The sequence below is a fragment of the Thermostichus sp. MS-CIW-38 genome, assembly GCF_054058415.1.
This window is the reverse complement of sequence record NZ_JBSSAH010000006.1, coordinates 94,722-114,375: the sequence shown is the minus strand read 5'-3', so window position 1 is coordinate 114,375 and position 19,654 is coordinate 94,722. Positions and strand designations below refer to the sequence as shown.

Sequence of the window (19,654 nt, the reverse complement as noted above, 5' to 3'; positions counted from 1 at the left end):
CTGAGAAGAGGGGTTTGTGTTTTTGAGGATTGGGCCTATGTATGCGGAGCAACCCAAGGGGGGATCCTCCAGCAGCTGGAAGCGCCGTCAGTTGAAGCTGGCCAACGTCGCTGCTGGGTTTGCCTCGGCAGTACAGCCGATCTTTGCCCAAACCATCATCACCGATAGCGAAGGATTGGAAGCCGGCCCCGTCACCATTCCCACCCCAGATGGCGAGATCCCTGGCTATCGTGCCAAGCCGACCGGCTCTGGCCCTTTTCCACTGGTTTTGGTGGTGCAAGAGATCTTTGGTGTACACGAGCACATTCAAGACATTTGTCGCCGCTTGGGGAAGTTGGGCTATGTGGCAGTGGCTCCCGAGCTGTTTTTCCGGCAGGGGGATGTTTCTCAGCTGCAGAGCCTTGAGGAGATTCGCGCCATCGTCTCCCAGGTGCCCGATGCTCAGGTGATGTCGGATTTGGATGCGGCGGTGGATTGGGCAATTGGCAACTCAGGTGCGGATCCAGAGCGGGTGGGCATTACTGGCTTTTGCTGGGGTGGTCGAATCACTTGGTTGTACGCGGCTCACCGACCCGGCTTGAAGGCGGGTGTTGCCTGGTACGGTCGTTTGGTGGGAGAGTCCACACCCTTAACCCCAAGGCATCCGCTGGATGTGGCAGCCAGCCTGAAGGCACCTGTGTTGGGTTTGTATGGTGGTGCAGATACCAGCATTCCCTTGGAAACGGTGGAGCAAATGAAGTCAGCTCTGGAAGCTTGCGGAGATCCATCGCAGTTGATCATCTACCCGGATGCTCCCCACGCCTTTTTTGCCGATTATCGCCCCACCTATCGCCCAGAAGCGGCTGGTGACGCTTGGGAACGGTTGCAGGCTTGGTTTCGAGAACACGGCTTGGCCCAGGGATCCCGGTCTCAATGATGGGATCTCATCTGTTCCCGTCGGCAGGACGGAGTCTTTTTTTGACTGCGCCGAAGGCAGAGCTTGGGGCAAGCTGGTATATTCCTAGCCATCTCAGGGAAACAGCTCAGGGAAACAGCATGGAAGCACATGAGTTCTGGGCCCGTACCGACAGCCAAGGTCAACTGATCTTGCCCATGAAGGCGCAGGAACAATTGCCCAAAAATCGAGTTGTGCGGGTGCTGGTGTTGGTGGATGAGCGGGAGCTGGCTCCGGCGGATCCTTCACAGGAGCAGTTGCCCACTGCCTCGCCAGATGAAGAGCATCTTTGGTATGGAGCTCCCACCGTTCCCTACGATGGCATTTAGCGCATGGGATCTTGGCCGGACAGCCGCCAGCGGTTTAGGCGTGAGAGGGTTTCTGCATCCAAGTAGGCATCAATGCCCCGCTTGCTCGATAGCCGTTTTGGCTGGAGGTGCCGGATCTGCTGCTGGGCCTGCTGCACTTCATCCCACAGTTGTTCTGCCGAGACCCATTCGGCGTTGTAGCCACCGATCACCAATTGCTGGACACGATCGGAGGTAGCCACCCGTACCCGACACCCATCCTTCTGCAGCTGAGCACACAGCCGTTCAATACAACTGTCGGCGGTCTCGCCATAGGAGGTATACAGGATCTCGATACCCGCAGGGGAGCGCTCTTGCCGGGCTGGCGTGGGTTGGGCGTAGGCATCGTACACCACGGTCGCCTGGTAGCCCCGGAAGGCCACATAGTTGGCCAAAGATTCCACCAAGCGCAGACGGGCCAATTCCATCAGGGAGCGACGCGCTAACTGGCTCAGGGTGGGCCAAGCTCCGATGATGTTGTAGCCATCAACCAAGAGGAAGGTGGGAGAGGAGGCTTGCATGGATGGCGGTGGATCCTTTGTCCGGGATCACACTTCTTAATCTTAATCTTTATCTTAATTTTATTTTTAATCTTAGTACCCAGCCTTAAAGGTTACCCCACTACTCCGAATGCTCCGATACTTTCCCGGTTGTGAGCAGATCACGGTCTGCGCTGAATCCAATAGGTGGTGAACAGTTCGCCACTGGCCTGTTTCTGAATTTTGCCCCCCAAGGCTGCGATGCGCCGCTCCCACTCCGTTAGGGGGGTGAAAATCGGTTCGGTGCCTTTGAATAGCTCGATGAGGCCCCATTGTTCCGCCCACACCGAGTCGGGATTGACCACTTCAATAATCACAGGTGCAGCCGGTCGCAACACTCGCATCAACTCTGCCCAAACCGCGTCGAAGTACTCAATCGGGTAGTAGTACAAAAATCCGGTGGCAATGGCCAGATCAAATTGCTCCGACTCGTAGTTTTCCAAATGGTGGGCGGATCCCTGTTGCATTGACTTGAACAGCTTGGAGTTAAGCTGGGGTGCCCGCGAGCGAATAAAGCGCACAATCTCACCGCTCAGCTCATGGCCGTAAAAGTAGGCTTGCCAATCGTTCCAGGGATAGGTCAGGAAGCTTACCCCACAGCCCAAATCCAAACAGGCTTCCCGTTTTTTGGGGGCACGCAGTTGCCAAAAGGGGATCCCGAGGCGTTCTTGCAGGTGATCCCGCTGCTGGGCTTGCCAAAAAGGCAGTTGCTCCAGGTCTGGGGGAAGTTGCCAACCTGGCCGACCCAGTTGAATTTCCAGCTCCCGATTGAAGCGAGCAGCTACGGCAGCAAGGTAGGGATCCCAGCGTTCCCCGGTTTGTGGTAGCTCCATTTGCTGATGGCTTTGTCCTGGATGGTTGTGGACTTAACTTGCACTTAACCTACACTACCAGGACTCTCGGCCCGTAGGCTCCCGGCTGCAGGGATCCATTTACCCAGCTGTGGCTGCCGAGGATGGTGCCTGCCGGAATCTGAGCTTGGGATCCCAAACGGGTGTGGGCGCCAATGTAGCAGGGGGCGTGCAGTTGAGCGCTGGGATGGATCTCAGCCGTTTTGTGCACCCATATCCCCGGCGCCTGTTGCTGCACATTTTCTAAGGGAAAATCCGTCATTCGGCCCAGAAGAATGTCCAGTTGGCCGTGGTAGTAGCTGGCCGGCGTGCCCAGATCCCGCCAGTAGCCTGTGTGGAGATAAGCTTGCACCCGTTGCCCTTGCCTGAGCAAATCGGGGAAGATACGCCGCTCGAAGCTGAGGGGATCCCCACTGGGGTAGTCTTTAAAAATGGCCGGATCCAAGACATAGGTGCCGGCGTTGATCGTGTCGGTGGTGAGGGTGAGGGCTTCTGCAGGGGTGGGTTTTTCCCGAAAAGATTGGATCTGGCCCCCTTCCCCAACTTCCACCAGGCCATAGGCGGTGATATCTTCCACGCGGGCGAGGGTGAGGGTGGCAATGGCCTTGCTCTGCACATGACATTGCATCAACGCCTGCAAATCCAGATCCGTGAGGATGTCGGCATTGAAAACCACCAAGGGATCCCCGGTGAAATAGGGCTGAGCCAGCACCAAAGCTCCTGCCGTATCCAAAGGCGTCTCTTCAGGAATGTAGCGGAGCTTCACCCCCAAAGCAGCGCCATCTCCCAGAGCAGCCTCAATTTGTTGGCCCAGATAACCCACGCTGAGCAAAATATCTGTCAGGCCGGCTCGGCGGCAGCGCCCGATCAGCCACTCCAAAAAGGGCACATCCAAAAGGGGCAACAAAGGCTTAGGCTGCAAAAAGGTAAAAGGCCGTAAGCGAGTTCCTTTCCCACCCGCCAAGATCACCGCTTGCATAACCACCCTCAACCCCGTTCTCTTCCAAAGATATTGACATCCTCTCCGCCCAATTGCTAAGGGGGATATTGGGTCGAGCCAAATGTTTTCTGCTACCCAGAACGTCGATTCTCCGTTGCCCACAGAGGGATACGGATTGCCCCCCGGGCAACACAGCACGAGTCTTGATCGCAAGTCTCAGGGGATGCCTTTCTGGAGGAGATATTTCAATCTCAATTGGGATTCATAAGCTCAATCCTGAGACAGTTGATTTGCCTTTTTTAGAGCATGTTTGGAGAATTGCGACCCGCTCGCCCCAGTCGGGAATAGCCACCCAAAGCGGCAGTGTCAGGTGATACTACCTTGCAACGGGAATTGTGACAGCCTTGGATAGCTTGGATGGATTCCAATGGGTTTGCCCTTCACCTTCATCTGAGGTTTTGCCGATGTCTGTTTCTCGACGCCGATCCCTACAAGCCCTTTGCTTGACCCTGGCCGGATGCTGGGCTCTAGGCACACACCAGGGATCCCTGCTGGCCCAAGGTAGCGATTTGTTGGCTCAAGTTCAAGAGCGGGGGGTGCTCCGGATTTCCACCGACTCCAATTACCGGCCTCAGAGCTACCTCAATCCCGACGGCAGTTGGGAAGGATTTGACGTGGATGTGGGGCGCGAGATCGCCAAGCGCTTGGGGGTAAAGGCTGAGTTTTTGGATATCAACTTTGATGTCATCACCGCCGGATCTTGGAATGGCCGCTGGGATGTCAATGTCGGCTCCATGACCGTAACTGCCGAACGCCAGAAAGCTCTGCTGTTTACCATTCCCTACTACTACACCCCCGCCAGCTTCGTGGTCCACCAAGCCTCGACCCTGACCGATATCGCCGCTTTGGAAGGAAAGCGAGTTGGGGTGGGCACCGCCACCACCTACCAAGCTTACCTGGAGGGCAACCTCACTCTGGAAGGAGAGACCATCCAAGTTCCGGCCCCGCGGGTGGACATTCGCATCTACGACACCGATAGCCTGGCTCTGCAGGATTTGGCACTGGGGGATGGCACCCGCCTGGATGCAGTCTTGACAGCTTTGCCGACGGCTGAAAACGCCATTCGGGAAGGACTGCCCCTGAAAACTCTGGGGGATCCGGTCTACTATGAAGCCTTGGCTGTGGCCTTGGATCGCTCCAGCCCTGCCCCTTCCGAGAGCTTGCAAGCCAAAATTAACGAAATCTTAGAATCCATGCATGCGGACGGCACGCTAACAGCCCTCTCGAAGCGGTATTACGGCATTGATCTGACGAAAAAAGCTAAGTGAGCAAAGACTCTATCCCACTGGAGCAGCCCATTTACCCACCGCCCCGGATTCGAAAAGGGATCCCGTTCCCGGTGGCCCAGGGGTTGTGGTTGGTTTTGTGGCTGCTGTTGTTGGTGTTCACCTTCAGCGGGGTACAGTTGGAGTTGGCCGGGATCCCCATCCGTACCTTGCGTCTCAACGGCAACTTTGTGCGCGAGTGGTGGTGGTTCATCTCGCAAGGGGTGGGCACTACTTTTCAACTGTCCTTGGTCTCCATCCTCTGTGCCACCACCTTGGCCTTTTTGTCGGCACTGGCGGGCCTCTCCCAGATTGCCCCTCTGAGCAGCCTCTCCGCTCTGTATGTCTCGTTGATGCGAGGCACACCTCTATTTCTGCAGTTTTTGTTCATCTACCAGGCTTTGCCGCAACTGGGCCTGGTGTTCGGCTCGTTTACTTCGGCGGTGCTGGCCTTGAGCCTGAACTATGGCGCCTACATGAGCGAGATCTTCCGGGCCGGGATCCAAGCCATTCCCATTGGGCAGCGGGAAGCTGCCTATGCCCTGGGGCTTAAGCCCTGGCAAACCCTGTGGTGCATCATTTTGCCGCAAGCTTTCCGAATTGTCCTACCCGACATTGGAAATCAATTCATCGCCATGCAGAAGGACACTGCCCTGGCCAGTGCCATTGCTTTGCAGGAGTTGATGGGCCGGGCTCGACAGGCAGGTTTGCCGCGCCAGCACTTCTTCGAGGCTTTGGTGGTGGCAGCGCTGTGGTACTGGCTGCTGACGTTGATCTTGTCATTTTTCCAGGGACGCTTGGAACGGTACCTGGCCCGCTAGAGGAGCCTGACTCTAATCCGGCCATTACTTTGGTGTCTGCTTGCATACGTTTGTGGTTGCCCACAAAGACCGGCTGTGCCGTTCGCGATAGCAGGGGGCTCCAAAAACAGCCAGAAAGCTGGGGGACATCATCCTGCACTGACCTGCCGCAGTGGGTGAAAGAGGATCCCTGCCACCTCAAGCGGAACGCCATTCAAGAGGCAGGGCTGGCCTTTCGAGAGAGCAAAGACCCGAAGTTTCGCAGCGTCAGCTAGAAATCGCAGGAGCCCCGCACTGTACCCGTAGGGTCAGTGTCGGGAGGAATGCGGAAGTTATGATAGAACCATGACCCAAGTCCTGACCGTCTCCTGCAAGCTCAAGGTGTCCCAGTCGCAAGCCGCCAAATTGGACGCGACAATGGATGCCTTTGTGCAGGCGTTGAACTGGGTCAACCAAAACACACCAGAAAAAGTAGTCAACGCAGTCAAACTCCAATCCCTTTGCTATTACCAGATTCGCGCTCGGTTTGGCTTGTCCAGTAATCTGGCCCAGCAGGTCTGCAGACGGGTGGCAGGCGCTCGCAAAGTGGCGAGACAGCGCAACCGTCCAGTTAAAGAGTTCAAGCGTAGGTTCGTTACCTACGATGCACGTATCTTCTCGTTTCGCGAGAAAGACTGGACAGTGTCGCTTGCCACGGTTGATGGAAGAGAACGCTTTGAGCTAGCCATTGGCAACTACCAGAGGGGAATGCTGGCAGGCTCTAACCCCAAATCGGCCACCCTAGTCCAGCGGAAGGACGGCTCCTACTCCATCCAGATTTGTGTCGAGGCAGAGCCCCCCAAGCAACAGAACACCGACAAGGTGATTGGTGTTGACCTGGGACGGCGAGACATTGCCCATACCTCCGAAGGAGACAACTGGAATGGACAGCAGCTGAACAAAGTCCGAGATCACTACTGTCGGTTAAGAGCGTCTCTTCAGCGCAAGGCCAGTAAGGGCACCCGCAGTTGCAGGCGGCGATGCCGTCAACTGCTGCAACGGCTGTCTGGCAAAGAGAGACGCTTTCAAGCTTGGGTGAACCACAGTATCGCTAAGCGCATCGTTAAAGCAGCTCAATCTCTTTCTGCCTGCATTGCAATTGAGGACTTGAGCGGCATTCGAGAACGCACCAATCAACACCCCCGCAGTCGTGAGGAGCGGCGGCGTAGCAATAGCTGGGCGTTCTACCAGCTGCGGCGGTTTATCGAATACAAGGCTGTGAGGGCGGGTGTCAAAGTGGTAGCTGTCCCTGCGGCCTATACCTCGCAGATCTGCCACAAGTGCCTGCATATTCATCCCGACTCCGCTCAATCCTATCGCAAGGGTAAGCAGTTCAAATGCGGGCACTGCGGTTGGGAAGGGGATGCGGATTTTAACGGTGCGAAGGTGATTGCGCTTTTGGGGGCTGCCGTAAACCAGCCTAGAGGTTCGGGCCTGTTTTGTTCTCTGGTAGAGCAGAGCAGGCTCAGGGCTACTGAAAGCCTGCTCCGTACCGCTTAGCGGTCGGAGCCGGGTAGTTTACAGATCAGAGCTTTGCGGGATACTGCCATTCTGTTTGGCAACGAGCAGGATGCAATCGCTGCAGCCCTGGGCAACAGTGTATGGCTTCGCCATGCAAGCCATAGCCATTCCAAACTGGATTGGGACACTCCCCAAGCGTTCCGCGCTGCTTCCGCGACCACTCCCAGGGGAAGAGGGAAGTTAGGAAGCGATGCAACTTAAAGCTGTTCGTCAGCTGCTGCTGGAGAGGCTGCTGGGGCCGGCCATAATGGGAAAACGCCATCCTGGCTGTGGCGGAATCCTTTGCGAGAGCTTGCCTGCATCCATGCTGGAACACGACATTGTCATCATTGGGGGAGGGCTGGCCGGTTGCCGAGCGGCTTTGGAGGTTATGCGACGGGATCCCAGCCTCGACCTGGCCTTGGTGTCCAAAACCCATCCCATTCGCAGCCACTCGGTAGCAGCCCAAGGGGGCATTGCCGCCGCCTTACAAAATGTTGATCCGCAAGATTCCTGGGAGGCTCATGCCTTCGATACCGTCAAGGGATCCGACTACCTAGCGGATCAAGATGCGGTGGAGATTCTAGCCCGGGAAGCCCCTGAGGTGATCATCGACCTGGAACACCTGGGGGTCTTGTTCTCCCGCCTGCCGGATGGCCGCATTGCCCAGCGGGCCTTTGGGGGACACAGCCACCCGCGCACCTGTTATGCCGCCGACAAAACCGGGCAAGCCATTTTGCACGAGTTGGTGAGCAACCTCAAGCGTTTTGGGGTCAAGCTCTACAGCGAATGGTATGTGCTGGATCTGATCCTGGCAGAAAACCAAGTCCAGGGCGTGGTGATGTTGGAGCAGGCCAGCGGGCGGCTGGAAGTGCTGCGGGCCAAGGCGGTTATGTTGGCTACAGGCGGCTATGGGCGCATCTACAACTCCACTTCCAACGACTTTGCTTCCACCGGCGATGGCATGGCGATGGTGGCGCGGGCCGGCCTGCCTCTGCAGGATATGGAGTTTGTGCAGTTTCATCCCACGGGCCTGTATCCGGTGGGGGTGTTGATCTCAGAGGCAGTGCGTGGAGAGGGGGCCTATCTGATCAATGGGAAGGGGGAGCGCTTCATGGCCGCCTATGCCCCCAGCCAGATGGAATTGGCCCCACGGGATATCACGTCGCGGGCAATTGTCACGGAGGTGCGGGCCGGGCGCGGTATTGACGGCAAAGATTTTGTCTACTTGGATCTGCGGCATCTGGGGGCAGAAAAGATCCACACTCGGCTGCCCTTCTGTTGGGAGGAGGCCCATCGCCACTTGGGCATCGATGCGGTTGTCGATCCCATTCCGGTGCGACCGACGGTGCACTACTGCATGGGTGGGATCCCGGTGACGGTGGATGGGCAGGTGTTGCGGGATGTCCAAACCCGTGTGGAAGGGCTGTTCGCTGCCGGTGAAACGGCCTGTGTTTCGGTGCATGGGGCCAACCGGCTGGGCAGCAACTCTCTCCTGGAGTGCATTGTTTTCGGGCGGCGCACAGGGGCAGCCCTGGTAGAGGCCGTCAGAGGTCGAGCCTTGCCGAAAGTGGACGAGGGATCCCTACTCAAACAGGCCGCCAGCCGGATTGCCGGGCTCCTGGAACGATCAGGGAAGAGCCGCATTGATCAGGTGCGGCGGCAATTTCAAGATTGCATGACCGAGCATTGCGGCGTCTACCGCACCGAATCGGTTCTCCAAGAAGGGATCCAAACATGGCAACAGATCCGCCAGCGTTACGAGCGGGATTTGCATTTGGACGATCGGGGCAAGGTGTGGAACACCGAGCTGATCGAAGCGCTGGAGCTGGACAACCTCATGACGGTGGGGGCTTTGATCCTCGCCAGCGCCCTGGAACGGCGGGAAAGCCGTGGCTCCCACGCGCGGGAAGATTACCCCCAACGGGATGATCAACGGTTTTTACAACACACCTTGGCTGCCTTTCGCGAGGGATCCCCTCAGATCAGCTATCGCCCCGTGGTGATCACCCGGTTTCCCCCTCAGGAGCGAAAATACTAACTTTCCAGAGGCCTCCCAGGCCGATTAGGATTGCTCTATCGTTCCCGTTAGCAGGATGGAGCCCCTTTCAAAATTATCCAATATCTAGGGATTCTATCTTCGCCAGCTTGAAATCTCGTCTACTGCCGGAGGGCCAGCCATGCAAGAAACCCTGGAGAAAGCAGCCGTCGCCCTGCAAGCGGAGCTGAATCTGGAGCCTTTTTGGATGCCCTTTACGGCCAATCGGCAATTTAAAGCCAACCCGCGCCTGTTGGTTGCCGCCCGAGACATGTACTACACCAGCCACGATGGCCGCCAAATCCTAGATGGGACTGCCGGGCTGTGGTGTGTGAATGCTGGCCACTGTCGTCCCCCGATTGTGGAAGCAATCCAACAGCAGGTGGCCCAACTGGACTACGCCCCAGCTTTTCAAATGGGCCATCCCAAAGCCTTTCAACTGGCAGAGCAGCTCATCCAGCTCACTCCTGCCGGACTGGATCACGTTTTTTTCACCAACTCTGGCTCTGAGGCGGTGGATACGGCCCTGAAAATGGCCATCGCCTACCATCGCTTACGCGGACAGGGATCCCGGCAGCGGCTGATTGGCCGGGAACGGGGCTACCACGGCGTTGGCTTTGGGGGCATCTCGGTCGGGGGCATCTCCAACAACCGCAAGTTTTTCGGCAGCCTCATTCCCGGCGTAGACCACCTACCCCACACCCACAACCTGGAGCAAAACGCCTTTAGCCGCGGCCTGCCTCGCTGGGGATCCCACTTGGCAGAAGACTTGGAGCGGATCGTCGCTCTCCACGATGCCAGCACGATTGCAGCGGTGATCGTAGAGCCGGTTGCCGGTTCAACGGGGGTGTTGCTGCCGCCGGTGGGCTATTTGGAAAAGCTGCGGGCCATTTGCGACAAATACGGCATTCTCCTCATCTTCGACGAGGTGATCACCGGCTTTGGGCGTCTGGGATCCCCTTTTGCGGCCAATTACTTTGGGGTGGTGCCGGATCTGATTTGCTGTGCCAAGGGCCTCACCAATGGCACCATCCCGATGGGCGCAGTGATCGTCAAGCAAGAGATCTACAGCGCCTTCATGGAGGCTGCTGGTTCCGCTGATGACCTGCACCGTCCAGGGGACAACAGCAGGACGCTGTCCTGGAGCCCCATCGAGTTTTTCCACGGCTACACCTACTCCGGCCACCCAGTTGCCAGTGCCGCCGGCTTGGCTACCCTGAACCTGTATCGAGAAGAAGGCTTGTTCGAGCGGGCTGCCAACCTCGCTCCCCTCTGGGAGGAGGCTCTCCATTCCCTACGGGGCTTGCCTCATGTCATCGATGTGCGCAACCTCGGCTTGGTGGGGGCAATTGAATTGGAAGGGATCCCTGGCCGACCGACAGCGCGGGCTTTTGAAGCGTTTTTGCGCTGCTACGAGCGGGGGGTATTGATTCGCACCACAGGCGATATCATCGCTCTCTCCCCACCTTTGATTATCCAGGAAACCCACATTGAACGCTTAGTCACCACTTTGAAGCAAGTTCTTCAAGAGCTACCTTAGCCCTGAGCATCGACAGGAGAAACGGATCGAGGGAGTTAGGAGCTTCTCGGGCTGGGCGTCGGCGAAGGACTGGGACGGGGAGAGGGACTGGGGCTAGGCGAAGGCGACACCGAAGGAAAAGGATTAGGGGTGCCGGTCGGCGTTGGCGAGGGGGAGGGACTGGGCGCGGGCAACACCCGCAAGGGAGCTTTGGCCGAAGCGATTCGGCCCTGGGTATCCGCCACCATTGCCGTCACCTCATAATCCCCGGTGGGAGCAGAAGTGGGAATGGTGATGGGGATGGTGCCAATGCAGGCTCTGCTGTTGGGCTGACAGCCGACGGCAGCGGCAGTGAAATCAAAGGTGAGGGTGAGGGGGCTTTGCCGGATTTCCACCCGGAAACTGATGCCGGCCCCCAAACCCGCAGGAGTCGTAACGGCCACCAGCACGTTGAAGGGTACTGTCTGTCGCGCGTCCGTCAGCGACACCACGGCAATCGAAGGCGGCTCTGCCGCAAAGGAAGCGGTGGGAGAGGGGCTGGGAGTGGGGAAAGGATTAAAGAGGGGAGTGGAAGTGGGGGTTGGGGTGAGCAGCGGCGTAGGGACAGGACTGGGGATGACGAAAGGAGTGGGCGTTGGGGCCACCACCGAGATCGGCGTGATGGTAACCGCAGGCTGTTCGCGGGCATCTTCCTGGCAGGCCACCAGTGACAACGACAGAAGAGCGGCCACACTGGTTTTGATCACAGGGGCTGCTAACGTCCAGCTCTGACGGAACCTATGGGGCTGCTGTCTCATGGGCTTTGACTCCTCACAACGCAAAGCTATGGGATCTTGCCGGTTCTAGGAGAGCCGAGCTTCGGTGGCATTCAACTCAAAAACCCGGCCAACCTGCTTCCTCAGCCGCAAAAGCAGGAGCGTCTCACACGCTGCTAACACTATAGATAGAGCATTAGTTTTTTGCAAACCCCATCTGTGGAATCTCCTTCGGGGGTGAAGCTAGACAGAGGGGAACGACCTGGGCCGAGTTAGACTGGTAGGCGTGACAGCAAGAGGGGATCCATGGCAGCAAGGGCGGGAGCAGAACCATCTTCTGGCTGTGGAGAAGCAGAGGGGCAGACTGCCGTTGGCGTTGAGGCTCCGCACCGTTCAAAGGACGTCCGCGGGACAGAGTGTGCCCAGGAAGGGCCGCAGGAAGCTTGCGGAGTGTTTGGCATTCTGGCCCCAGGAGAGGAGGTGGCCAAGCTGGCCTACTTTGGCCTATTTGCCTTGCAGCATCGTGGTCAAGAATCGGCAGGGATCGCCACTTTTGAGGGATCCTTTTGCCGGGTTCACAAGGCGATGGGCTTGGTCTCCCAGGTCTTCGATGAAGTGAACTTGGCCCAACTGACCGGGGATCTGGCGGTTGGTCACACCCGCTACTCCACCACTGGATCCAGCCGCGTGGCCAATGCTCAGCCGGTGATCGTGGAGACTCGCCTGGGGCCGCTGGCTCTGGCCCACAACGGCAATTTGGTCAATGCGGAAGAGCTGCGGAAGGAACTGGAGGCCGCCGACCGGCACCTAACCAGCAGCACCGACTCCGAGTGTATTGCCCACGCCATTGCCCAGGCGGTGAACCAAGGTCAAGATTGGATCGCGGCCACTTGCCAAGCTTTGCGCCGCTGTCAGGGGGCTTTTAGTCTGGTGATCGGCACGCCAGAGGGCCTGATCGGGGCACGGGATCCCTATGGGGTGCGTCCGCTGGTGTTGGGGCTTTTGAGCAGCAACCCCGCTCTGGATGAGCTGCTGCAGTCAGAGATGCTGGAGATCATCTGCAGCGACGGCACCCTCAGCCACCCCGAGGCCGAGCCGCTGCATTACGTGTTGGCTTCAGAAACCTGTGCTTTGGATATCATCGGGGCCGATCCTCTGCGGCAGGTGGAGCCGGGAGAGTTGGTATGGATCAGCCGTCAGGGGCTGCAATCGGTGCGTTGGGCGGAGGCCACCCCCAAGTTGTGCATCTTCGAGATGATCTACTTCGCCCGCCCAGACAGTTGGATGCACGGGGAAAGCCTCTACTCCTACCGGGTGCGGCTGGGAGAACAACTGGCCAAGGAGGCTCCGGCAGAGGCCGACTGGGTGATCTCCGTTCCCGATTCCGGCACGCCGGCGGCCATTGGCTATGCTCGCCAGTCGGGGATCCCTTACACCGAAGGGCTGATCAAAAATCGCTACGTGGGCCGCACCTTTATTCAGCCCACCCAATCCATGCGGGAGCGGGGCATTCGCATGAAGCTGAACCCCCTGGAGGATGTGCTGGGGGGGAAGCGGATTGTTATTGTGGACGACTCAATTGTGCGGGGCACCACCAGCCAGAAAATCGTCAAGGCCCTGCGCCAGGCGGGGGCTACCCAGGTCCACATGCGCATTTCCAGCCCCCCGGTCACCCATCCCTGCTTCTACGGCATCGATACCGATAGCCAGGATCAATTGATTGCCGCCAAGCATTCCGTAGAGGAAATCGCCGAGAAGATTGGAGTGGATTCTTTGGCCTACCTGAGCTGGGAAGGCATGCTGGCTGCCACGGGCCGGGATCCCAACTCGTTCTGCTCCGCTTGCTTTACCGGCCACTACCCCATCCCCATCCCGGAAGGGCTGAAGCGCTCCAAGCTGGCCCTGGAACTGGTGGCTACTGGCAAGAGCCGCTAGGCTGCTCAGGGATCCCCGCTAGACTGAGAAGAAGAATTGCTTGGGGCAAGCCATGACTTTTCGCCTACGCCAATTGGGGGATCCCATCCTGACGCAAGTGGCCGAGCCGGTGACGGAGTTCAAAACGCCGGCCTTGCAAGATCTCATAGAAGGCATGCTGGCTACCCTGAAAGAGGCGCAGGGGGTGGGCTTGGCTGCTCCTCAGGTGGGATCCCTGCTCCAAGTGCTGATCGTGGCCTCTCGTCCCAATCCCCGCTACCCGGAAGCGCCGCAAATGCAGCCTCTGGTGATGGTTAACCCCCGTCTGCTGGCTTGCAGTTCTGACCAGGTGCTGGGTTGGGAAGGCTGCTTGAGTGTGCCCAATTGCCGTGGTCTGGTGGCCCGCGCCCGCGAAGTGGAGGTGGAGTATTACACTCCAGAAGGCGTTCAGCAAAGGGTGGTCTGGCAGGATTTTCCGGCGCGGATCTTTCAGCACGAATACGATCACCTGATGGGTCGGGTGTTCCTGCAGCGGCAGCCTCGGCAACTGCTTACCGAAGCCCAGTACCAAGCACAGATTTTGGGTCAGCCCGCTTGAGGGATCCCACCATGCCCTACATGGTTATCTACGACGGCCTCTGCAACCTCTGTGCCACCGGCGTTCAGCTCTTGGAGCAACTGGATCGCGGACGGCAGTTTTGCTATGCCCCCATGCAAGATGCTTCTACCCTGGCCCAATGGGGGATCCCACCGGAGCAGGTGGAGCTGGGGATGATTCTCATCGATCTGGAGCACCCAGAGCGCCGCTGGCAGGGATCCGCCGCCATTGAACAAATTGCCGCCCTCTTGCCCAGCGGATCCCTGTGGCTGGCCCTCTACCACAACCTTCCCGGCCTCAAGCTTTTGGGAGACTGGAGCTATGCCCAGATCCGGGATCACCGCTACGAGTGGTTTGGCCGCCGTGACACCCTTTATCTACCGGCTGTCTGTGAGCGCTGCCGGGATCCCTTGGCAGAAAAGGACTGAAGCTCTTTTTCTGTAAACTGCAATACTTATCTGCCTGGCCCAAGGGATCCCTTTGCCAAGTTTGAATTCCTATCCTCAAAGCTGGCACGTTTGAAAGGTTGAAGTTGAACATATTAGCATATCGAAATATTAGTATATCGAAGAATACCTTCCCGGTGAGAACTCCCCAAGTCTGACCTTGTCTTTATCCAGGGCCAAAGTAAAAATAGAAACGAAGTTAGCCGACAGGGAGTGGGCTGTGGCTACAACTGGATATGGAAAGACTAAAGCTGAAGGAGTTGCCGGCAGTTCAGGAGCCGTTCAGCTAGTCCTTAGGAGTGGCCATCCTTATGGGGGAAACGGGACTGTTGGAAGCTTTGGTGAAAAAAGCAGAAAGATTCTTCTACAGACAACGCAGCAGCATCTGGATTGGCAGGTGCAGTTTGCAGTTTGGAAGACCTTACTAAGCTCTGGCATACCTCAACTGGTGCAAGTAGCAAAAACCTATCAAGTTCCCCTGCGTCCGGTTGGAGACATCCGAGAACGATATAGAGCCGGCGAGCGGGACTTTCGCTGGGCAGATCTGAGGAGGGCCAACCTCAGCGGGCTAAACCTAAGGGGGGTGGACTTAAGCGGGGCCAGCTTGAGTCGAGCGAGACTGGGCCAGGTCAATCTAAGCCACGCCAGCCTGGTTGGAGCCAACCTCAGTCAGGCAGACCTCAGTGGTGCAGACTTGAGGGGAGCCGACTTAAGCGGAGCCAACTTGATGGGGGCCAATCTCATTGGGGCCAACCTGCGGGGAGCCAATCTAGCAGACGCCAACTTGAAGTGGGTCGTCATTTCCCGCGAAACGCAAATTGACCGCAAGTGGCAACTGATCTGGGAAATTGTCAACGGCCACGCCCAGGGGAAAAATCTAGCTCAGGCAGACTTGAGCGGGGCGAACTTGAGCTGGGCAAATCTGAGCGGGCTCAACCTCACCGGCGTGAACTTGGTGGGAGCCGACCTGAGAGGGGCTAACCTCTGCGGCGCAGACTTAAAGTGGGCAGAGTTGAGCAAAGCCAATCTGAGCCAGGCGGATCTGAGGGGGGCCAATCTAAACCAAGCAGATCTCAGCGGCGCAGACCTAAGCGCTGCCAACCTCAGTGGCGCCAGCTTGATCAAGACCGAACTAGCCAAGGCTAAACTCGTGGGGGCCAAGTTGACACAGGCCAAGCTCATCGGAGCCAGGCTGAGGCGGGCTAAACTGAACGGCGCAGATCTAAGGGGGGCTAGCCTCATCGGGGCCGACCTCGGCGAAGCCAAACTGGGCAAGACAAGCCTAAACTTGCCTATCTTGAGAGGGGCGGTGATTTCTGCAGAGGACAGCCCGGAGAGTCGCTGGTGGTTAATTATTCTCCATGCTTGCGCCCATTCGCAGGAGCTGAGCCGGACGGACTTGAGAGAGGCGGACTTGAGAAAGGCCAACCTTAGCCAGGCAGACCTCAGGGGGGTAAGGCTCAGCGGAGCCAACCTAAGCCGGGCTTACTTGATTGGGGCAGATCTGAGCGAGGCCAACCTAGGTGGAGCCAATCTGAAGAGGGCCAAGCTGGGTGGGGCCAACCTAACCCAAGCCGATCTCAGTGGAACCCAGCTCAGTAGGGCTTATCTGGGCAGAGCCAACCTAAGCGGCGCCGACCTGAGAGGGGCAAATCTGGAGCTGGCCAATCTGCAACGAGTGATCCTTTCTCCTGAAACCCAGATCGAGGCCAAGTGGCGGCTGGTGTGGGAGATCGTCAACGGTCACGCCTCCAAGAGAAACTTGAGTGGAGCTGACCTGAGCGGCGCCAACCTGAACTGGACTAACCTGAGCGGGGCGAAACTGGTCGGTGCAAACTTGAGGGGAGCCAGCCTAGTTGGAACCGGACTGAGGGGGGCTGACCTCAGCCGGGCCAACCTCAGCGGATCCAATCTCAGTTGGGCCGACCTAAGCTACACCAGCCTGGAAGGATCCAACCTAGACCATGCCAAGGTAGGAGGCGCAAATCTCCAGGGCGCAAGACTTGATTTTCAGTGGAAGTTGACCTGGCTCTCCCTTTGGTTCAAAAGTTTGGCGAGCGTCTGGTTTGGTTACCGCGATGTCCCTCGCCTGCTTCCTCCTGCTACCTCGGATCCCCACCGGCATCCTCTAGCCAAGGGAAACTAATGGTTGGCTCCCTCAATTTCTTTGGTTAGGGCCACGCGGCTTTGTGCCCTAGCAAAACTTTTCAAGCCAAGAGGACTGCTCTAGGATAAAGCATGTTCTTCTGAGGAGAATCCCCACAGTGTCGCACTTCACCAGCATCAAGGTTCAGTTCAAAAATAAAGAGATCCTGAAAGGCGCTTTGGTTGCCCAAGGTCACGAGGTCTTGGAAAACACTTATGTCCGGGGGTATGGAGGGAACCGTGTCCAGGCAGATCTGGTGGTTAGGCGCAGCAACGGCTACGACATTGGCTTTCGCCAACGGGGGGACAGCCTGGAGATGATTGCCGACTTTTGGGGAACGGGAGTCAGCGCTGAGGCTTTCTTAGCGCCAATCCGCCAAGCCTATACCCGCGAGCAGCTTCTTGCGACGGCCGCGGAGAAGGGATTTACGGTAGAGTCGGAATCTGTGGATGAAAAAGGGCAGATCAGGATTGTGTTGGGGCGCTGGGCTTGAGGAGGCATTATGGCGGAATATCAACAGGTTGAATACATCATCGACAAAGATGGCAACGTGATTGAGCGCGTGCTCAATGTCAAAGGCAAGGGCTGCCTTGAACTAACTGAGGAAATAGAAAGGGCATTGGGCACAGTTCAAAAAAGGGAACTGTTGCCTGAATATGACCAGGTACCAGTCATAGAAGAAGATGTCCAGCGTCAGGTGGAGCGTCTATGAATGCCCCAAACCCCTTTCTTGATCCCCTGTCTGGTTTAACCAAAGGGATCCAAAAGACTCTGGCTAGGATTCCATTTTGGAGTCGTAACTCTGAAATGAAAAGTCATGATGCCCTGCTGCGCAATCTCATGCAGGCTGCCGGTATCTCAACCTGGCGAGAGCTTCGACAAAAGGCCAAACTGAGTCGAGGAGCCCTAAATGCCCTGAGAACTGGACAGGCCGAAAAGCTGAAGTTAGCCGATCTCAATCGAGCGGCCAGCATTTTGCAAGTACCCTTGCCGAACCTTATTCAGGATTTTAGCGGAATTGAGCTAGCATCGGAGTCTGTAGAAACGGCTCAGGAATTGCAGCGGCTGCACAAACAGCTAGAACAGCAGGAAGGGCAATTGCGCCATCAAATCCGCGCCGAACTGGTGGAAAAGCTCAAGCCTCTTTTGGTGCAATATCCTACCCTGCAGCAGGTTGTGCAGAGGCGACCGGATTACCCCGCGCAGCAAGTCTTGGCTTTGCTGACCTGTCTGGGCAACTTGTTGGAAGACTGGCAGTTGGAAACCATTGGCCAGGTGTGGCAACAGGTGGCCTATGACCCAGAAAGCCACCAGCCCGATGAAGAGGATATCCAGGCGGGAGAGCCGGTCTACGTTCGCTTTGTGGGCTATCGACTTAGGGATCAAGTTTTAGTTCGAGCCAAAGTCAGTCGCACTCTACCTTCCTTGGCAGCATGACAACGTTGGCTATTGATTTTGGCACTTCCAATACGGTGGTCTGTGCCTACCAAAACCAAAAACCCCTTGCAATCGATATACCAGGGATCACCCACCGCTACGACGGCAGCCCCCCTCTAATTCCCTCGGTTCTCTTTGTCGGCCAAAATCAGCAATTTTTGATTGGGGCACCTGCCCAGGCCAAACGGGATCCCAAGCGCCTATTCAAAGGCTTTAAGCGGGATCTCTCTCAACAATTCCAGCCGGCTCCAACCTATGTGGATGGACAGGCCTACACAGCCCAAGAGGCCACGCGGATCTTTCTGCAGCAGCTTCTTGCCAAACTCCAGGCAGAGGGCTGGCAGCCCGATAAGGTGATCTTGACCGTGCCGGTGGGAGCCTACGAGGGCTATTTGCACAACCTGCAAGAGGTGTTTGGCTCCCTAGGGATCCAACAGGTCGTGTTCCTCGACGAGTCCACCGCGGCTGCTTTGGGCTACGGGATCCAGGAGCCGGGATCCCTGATTTTGGTGATCGATTTGGGGGGCGGAACTCTCGACCTCTCTTTGGTCAAAATCTTGAAGCCAGAGCAGGGCACTGCTTACCGAGCTGAGGTCATTGCCAAAACTGACCGGGCCTATGGCTGTGGCGGCGTCGATATCGATATCTGGATTGCCGAATGGGTGCTGGAGCAGTTGGGCCGCAAGCGACAGCAGGTCCCGGCCAGCAGCTTCCAGGTTCTGTGCGAGGTTGCCGAGCGGCTCAAGATCCGCCTCTCCAGCCATTCTCAGGCCAGCGAGGCCTGGCTGGATGAAGACTCCTTTGAGACCCACACTTTAACGCTTCAGCGCGAGCAACTCCAGGAGCTGTTGGAAGAGCGCGGCCTGCTGACGCGGCTGAGAGAAGCCATCGATGAGGTCATCGAGAAAGCCCACAATAAAGGGATCTCTAAACGAGATATCCACCAGGTGGTGTTGGTGGGTGGCACCAGCCTCATCCCAGGAGTGCAGCATCAGGTCATTAGCCTCTTTGGCCGCGACAAGGTCAAGTACCACAAGCCGTTTGAGGCAGTGGCCCACGGCGCTCTGGCCTTCACCCAGTTTGCCCGCCTTCAAGATCATCTCCGCCATACCTATGCCCTGCGGCTCTGGAATCCCTATTTGCAGGCGCCCGACTTTTTCCCTCTCTTTAAGAGCGGCACGGCTTATCCTGCCACGGTGGAACTGCCTCCCTTGCAGGCCAACGCCAATGGGCAAAGCCACATCAACCTGGTGGTTGGTGAGATGGCCGAGGAAGGGGCAACTGAGGTTGTTTACGATCCCGACGGTCGGATGCAGATCCGCAACAGCACCGCAGCTTCTAGCTTTCGTCCCCTTGGGATCCACAACCAGCTTTCCATTCCCCTCAAGCCGCTAGGGCGGGTGGGAGTGGATCGTTTGCAGGTCACCTTTGCCGTCGATGCCGGGCGAACTTTGCGGGTAACGGTAGTAGATTTGCAAACTCAAAAGACCCTTATGCAGCAGCAGGTGGTTGGAAGGTTAACTTGA

Annotated in this window: 19 protein-coding genes and 1 pseudogene; 16 read left to right on the top strand and 4 right to left on the bottom strand. The window is 57.5% G+C overall.

Annotation, left to right across the window (positions count from 1 at the left end; all coding sequences use genetic code 11):
* Positions 1-37 precede the first annotated feature (37 nt).
* Both ACVWXZ_RS03990 and ACVWXZ_RS03985 read left to right on the top strand, forming a co-directional pair.
* Positions 38-916 carry a dienelactone hydrolase family protein gene (locus ACVWXZ_RS03990; RefSeq protein ID WP_414330528.1) on the top strand — a complete coding sequence of 293 codons (879 nt, stop codon included), beginning with the start codon at positions 38-40 and terminating at the stop codon, positions 914-916.
* Between the two features lie 119 nt (positions 917-1,035).
* On the top strand, positions 1,036-1,263 hold the full coding sequence (locus ACVWXZ_RS03985; protein ID WP_414330530.1) for a hypothetical protein: 228 nt from the start codon (positions 1,036-1,038) through the stop codon (positions 1,261-1,263).
* Here ACVWXZ_RS03985 and ACVWXZ_RS03980 read toward each other — a convergent pair.
* The 3 genes from ACVWXZ_RS03980 to ACVWXZ_RS03970 form a co-directional block, all read right to left on the bottom strand.
* Positions 1,260-1,802: an NYN domain-containing protein gene (locus ACVWXZ_RS03980; RefSeq protein WP_457482188.1), complete on the bottom strand. Its 543-nt coding sequence runs from the start codon at positions 1,800-1,802 to the stop codon at positions 1,260-1,262. The two genes, ACVWXZ_RS03985 and ACVWXZ_RS03980, sit on opposite strands and share 4 nt — an antisense overlap.
* 140 nt (positions 1,803-1,942) lie before the next feature.
* Complete coding sequence (locus ACVWXZ_RS03975) at positions 1,943-2,653, bottom strand: class I SAM-dependent methyltransferase (RefSeq protein ID WP_011429577.1); 711 nt, start codon at positions 2,651-2,653, stop codon at positions 1,943-1,945.
* 49 nt (positions 2,654-2,702) lie between these two features.
* Positions 2,703-3,650 carry a sugar phosphate nucleotidyltransferase gene (locus ACVWXZ_RS03970; RefSeq protein WP_457482187.1) on the bottom strand — a complete coding sequence of 316 codons (948 nt, stop codon included), beginning with the start codon at positions 3,648-3,650 and terminating at the stop codon, positions 2,703-2,705.
* Between the two features lie 425 nt (positions 3,651-4,075).
* Here ACVWXZ_RS03970 and ACVWXZ_RS03965 point away from each other — a divergent pair, with 425 nt between their 5' ends.
* The 6 genes and pseudogenes from ACVWXZ_RS03965 to ACVWXZ_RS03940 all read left to right on the top strand — a co-directional run bounded on the left by ACVWXZ_RS03965 (position 4,076) and on the right by ACVWXZ_RS03940 (position 10,853).
* A complete protein-coding gene (locus ACVWXZ_RS03965) occupies positions 4,076-4,939 on the top strand; it encodes an ABC transporter substrate-binding protein (protein WP_457482186.1) in 864 nt (287 codons plus the stop codon).
* Positions 4,936-5,757 carry an amino acid ABC transporter permease gene (locus tag ACVWXZ_RS03960; RefSeq protein ID WP_228375426.1) on the top strand — a complete coding sequence of 274 codons (822 nt, stop codon included), beginning with the start codon at positions 4,936-4,938 and terminating at the stop codon, positions 5,755-5,757. The genes ACVWXZ_RS03965 and ACVWXZ_RS03960 overlap by 4 nt, the downstream gene beginning before the upstream one ends.
* A 94-nt stretch (positions 5,758-5,851) precedes the next feature.
* Positions 5,852-6,005 (top strand): annotated as a pseudogene (locus tag ACVWXZ_RS03955) (RNA-guided endonuclease InsQ/TnpB family protein); the annotation flags it as partial.
* A 76-nt stretch (positions 6,006-6,081) separates the two neighbouring features.
* Positions 6,082-7,275: an RNA-guided endonuclease InsQ/TnpB family protein gene (locus tag ACVWXZ_RS03950; RefSeq protein ID WP_457482185.1), complete on the top strand. Its 1,194-nt coding sequence runs from the start codon at positions 6,082-6,084 to the stop codon at positions 7,273-7,275.
* Between the two features lie 325 nt (positions 7,276-7,600).
* The gene (locus ACVWXZ_RS03945; RefSeq protein ID WP_457404329.1) at positions 7,601-9,316 is read left to right on the top strand and encodes a succinate dehydrogenase/fumarate reductase flavoprotein subunit; all 1,716 of its coding nucleotides are present in this window, start codon (positions 7,601-7,603) and stop codon (positions 9,314-9,316) included.
* A 139-nt stretch (positions 9,317-9,455) separates the two neighbouring features.
* Positions 9,456-10,853, top strand: coding sequence for an aminotransferase class III-fold pyridoxal phosphate-dependent enzyme (locus tag ACVWXZ_RS03940; RefSeq protein ID WP_457482184.1), 1,398 nt, complete (start codon positions 9,456-9,458; stop codon positions 10,851-10,853).
* Positions 10,854-10,888: 35 nt separating this feature from the next.
* Here ACVWXZ_RS03940 and ACVWXZ_RS03935 read toward each other — a convergent pair whose 3' ends face one another.
* A complete protein-coding gene (locus ACVWXZ_RS03935) occupies positions 10,889-11,578 on the bottom strand; it encodes a hypothetical protein (RefSeq protein WP_457482183.1) in 690 nt (229 codons plus the stop codon).
* Positions 11,579-11,893: 315 nt separating this feature from the next.
* Here ACVWXZ_RS03935 and purF point away from each other — a divergent pair, with 315 nt between their 5' ends.
* The 8 genes from purF (at position 11,894) to ACVWXZ_RS03895 (ending at position 19,654) form a co-directional block, all read left to right on the top strand.
* Positions 11,894-13,522 carry an amidophosphoribosyltransferase gene (gene purF, locus ACVWXZ_RS03930; RefSeq protein ID WP_457482182.1) on the top strand — a complete coding sequence of 543 codons (1,629 nt, stop codon included), beginning with the start codon at positions 11,894-11,896 and terminating at the stop codon, positions 13,520-13,522.
* Positions 13,523-13,574: 52 nt separating this feature from the next.
* Complete coding sequence (gene def / locus ACVWXZ_RS03925; RefSeq protein ID WP_414330398.1) at positions 13,575-14,099, top strand: peptide deformylase; 525 nt, start codon at positions 13,575-13,577, stop codon at positions 14,097-14,099.
* Between the two features lie 11 nt (positions 14,100-14,110).
* Positions 14,111-14,527: a thiol-disulfide oxidoreductase DCC family protein gene (locus ACVWXZ_RS03920; RefSeq protein ID WP_457482181.1), complete on the top strand. Its 417-nt coding sequence runs from the start codon at positions 14,111-14,113 to the stop codon at positions 14,525-14,527.
* A gap of 466 nt (positions 14,528-14,993) precedes the next feature.
* Complete coding sequence (locus ACVWXZ_RS03915) at positions 14,994-16,691, top strand: pentapeptide repeat-containing protein (RefSeq protein ID WP_414402588.1); 1,698 nt, start codon at positions 14,994-14,996, stop codon at positions 16,689-16,691.
* Positions 16,692-16,809: 118 nt separating this feature from the next.
* Complete coding sequence (locus tag ACVWXZ_RS03910; RefSeq protein WP_099812548.1) at positions 16,810-17,184, top strand: DUF1257 domain-containing protein; 375 nt, start codon at positions 16,810-16,812, stop codon at positions 17,182-17,184.
* 9 nt (positions 17,185-17,193) lie between these two features.
* On the top strand, positions 17,194-17,403 hold the full coding sequence (locus ACVWXZ_RS03905; RefSeq protein ID WP_099812547.1) for a DUF2997 domain-containing protein: 210 nt from the start codon (positions 17,194-17,196) through the stop codon (positions 17,401-17,403).
* 95 nt (positions 17,404-17,498) lie between these two features.
* On the top strand, positions 17,499-18,128 hold the full coding sequence (locus ACVWXZ_RS03900) for a helix-turn-helix domain-containing protein (RefSeq protein WP_168173627.1): 630 nt from the start codon (positions 17,499-17,501) through the stop codon (positions 18,126-18,128).
* A 5-nt stretch (positions 18,129-18,133) separates the two neighbouring features.
* Positions 18,134-19,654, top strand: a complete 1,521-nt coding sequence (locus ACVWXZ_RS03895; protein ID WP_414331083.1) for an Hsp70 family protein — start codon at positions 18,134-18,136, stop codon at positions 19,652-19,654.